Raw genomic sequence first — 2,539 nt, forward strand, 5'->3', positions numbered from 1 at the left:
CTCACGGCCACGCTTCGACTAGACGCTAGTGCCCCATGAGCGTGCATGGAATGGAGACCGCGGGCGCGGCCCACCGCGACGGGCCGGTGCTGGCGGTGCTGCCCGTGGAGAGTCTCGGTGCCAGCGCGGAGGACGCGCTGCTCGCCCAGGGGCTGCACGAGGACCTCTGCGCCGAGCTGACTCGGTTCCGCGGGCTTTCCGTCATCTCGTGGATGTCCACGCTCGCCGCCGGGGGCCTCGCGGACGATCACGTGCGCGCCCGCCTCGGTGCAACGCACGTCCTGCGTGGGCGCCTGCGCCGAGCGGACGGGCGGCTGCAGCTGAGCGCAAGCCTCAGCACCTGCGCGGACGGAACCCAGATCTGGAGCGAGCGATTCGTCGTAGCGGCGGAGGAGGTGTTCACGCTCCAGGACGAGATCGTCGCGCGGATCGCCGCGACGCTGAACGCGCGGATCGAGGAGAGCGCGCTCGCTGAGGCGCGGCGGCGACCGACGGAGAGTCTCGCCGCCTATGCCCTCACGCTGCGCGGGCTGACGCTGCTGCGCGAGGCGACACTCGCCACCGACGAACAGGCGCGTGCACTGTTCGAGCGCGCGATCGCGCTCGATCCGCACTACGCGCGCGCCCATGGCGGGATTGCGCTCTCGTGGTTCAACGAATGGAGCTGCGTGTTCTGGCAGCAGTTCCACGAGAACGCGCAGCGCGCCTATGCGCATGCGCATCGCGCGCTGGAGCTTGATGACCGCGACGCCATGCTGCACCTGGTGATCGGCAAGGTGCAGCTGTTCCGCCGCGCGTTCGAACAGGCGTCCTGGTACCTGGACCGCGCGCTTGCACTCTGTCCGAACGACGCGGACCTCCTGATCCAGATCGCCCATTGCGAGGCGCTGCTCGGCCGGCCGGAGGTCGGCGTCGCGCATGCCGCGAAGGCGATGCGGCTCAATCCGTACCACCCGAACGTCTACTACATCTACGCTGCGATCGCGCATCTGCATGCGGGCGACATCGAGACCGCGATCGCGTTCGGTGCGCGGGTCGACGGGGTCCCGTTCGTCGATGCGCCGGCCTTTGTGGCGATCGCACATGTACTCGGCGGGCGGCGTGCGGAGGCGCAGCGTCTGTTCGAGACCTATCGTGCGGCGTTCCGCGAGCGCATCACCTTCGACCGCGAGCCCGCGCCGGGCGAGGCCGTGCAGTGGATGCTGTCGATCAATCCGTATCGGCGCGAGCAGGATGTCGCGCTGCTGCGCGAGGGGTTGCGCAGTCTCGGCGAGCCGGTCGAGCCGCCGATCCTGCCGAGCCTCGGCGACGAGAGCGGACCCGAGGGTCCGGCGCTCCTGCGCGCGGGCGACGGCTGGGTGGCGGAGTACGAGGGAAGGCGTGCCATCCTGCCCGACCTCAAGGGCCTCGCCGACATCCGGCGTCTGCTGGAGCGCCCGGGCGAGGAGGTGCACTGCCTCGACCTCGCCGAGCGCGGGGACGACGCCTATCGCGGTGAGGCGGTGCTGGATGATGCGGCACGCCACGCCGTGAAGACGCGCATCCGCGATCTCCAGGAGGAGCTCGCCGAGGCCGAGGACATGAACGATCCCGGCCGCGCCGAGCGCGCGCGCACCGAACTCGACCGGCTGGTGGAGATGCTGGCGAAGGCGCTCGGCCTCGGCGGCCGCGGACGGCGTCTCGGCGATGCGGCCGAGCGCGCGCGCACCACTGTCACCTGGCGCATCCGCCACGCGGTGAAGCGGGTGGAGGCGGCGCATCCGGAGCTCGGCCGGCACTTCGCCAACAGCCTGCGCACGGGGGTGTTCTGCGTCTACCAGCCGGAACGGGCGGTGCGCTGGCGGCTGGACGAGGGCGCAGCAGTGCCGATGGCGTAACGGCGGCCTCGCTGGACGCGGCCCATCCTGCGATTGCATGTCCGGCTCAGCAATGCACGGCAGAGTGGTGCCGATGCGGTGATTCTGCTTTACTCCGACCGATCGCCATCCGCGTCGGAGGGGTGCATGGCAGGGACGGCATTCCAGTATCAGGGTGTCGCGATGAAGCGCGGCGACGTGCTGCTCAAGCACGCGAAACAGACCGCGAGCGTCGGTGATTTCTTCGTGCACGGCCTGATCAAAGTCGGACAGAAGCTCGGCAGGGGAAACAAGACCCCGGGCGGCAGCGCCTCGATCGCCCATGGCGCGATCACGCTTGGCGACGTCGGCGGCGTGCCCGACATCGCCGAGGCGGTCGGCGGCGGGCTGCAACGCGCGCTGTTCCGGACAACGGGCCATCAGTACCGATGGGACGTCTGGCGCTTCCACGGCGACTGGGACCTGCGCCACCTCGCCGCCGACCTCGCGGCCGCGATGGTCGAACGGAAGGAGGCCGTCGGCGGCTACGGGTCATACAACTTCAGGGGCCTTCCCGGCGCGGCGTTGACCTCGGCGGCGCCGTCGCAGGCCCGTGACCAGCCCATCACCACCGACATGACGGGCTATCTCGACAATCTGCATGCGCATAATGGCCTGGCGCGCGAGAGCTTCTTCTGTACCGA

At 70.1% G+C, this 2,539-nt stretch carries 2 protein-coding genes; both read left to right on the forward strand.

What is annotated here, in order from left to right:
- Window positions 1–50 precede the first annotated feature (50 nt).
- Window positions 51–1,877, forward strand: coding sequence for a hypothetical protein (locus ACTIFU_RS21225; RefSeq protein ID WP_439580318.1), 1,827 nt, complete (start codon window positions 51–53; stop codon window positions 1,875–1,877).
- A gap of 162 nt (window positions 1,878–2,039) precedes the next feature.
- Window positions 2,040–2,539 (forward strand): hypothetical protein (locus ACTIFU_RS21230; RefSeq protein WP_439580319.1); only part of this gene is annotated, 500 nt, incomplete at its 3' end.

This window comes from Elioraea sp., assembly GCF_051860475.1.
In the GTDB taxonomy this organism is placed as follows: Bacteria; Pseudomonadota; Alphaproteobacteria; order Acetobacterales; family Acetobacteraceae; genus Elioraea.

Bases quoted from the DNA above. Each gene is read 5' to 3' on its own strand.
- ACTIFU_RS21225 (WP_439580318.1), top strand. From the start codon at position 51: ATGGAGACCGCGGGCGCGGCCCACCGCGACGGGCCGGTGCTGGCGGTG.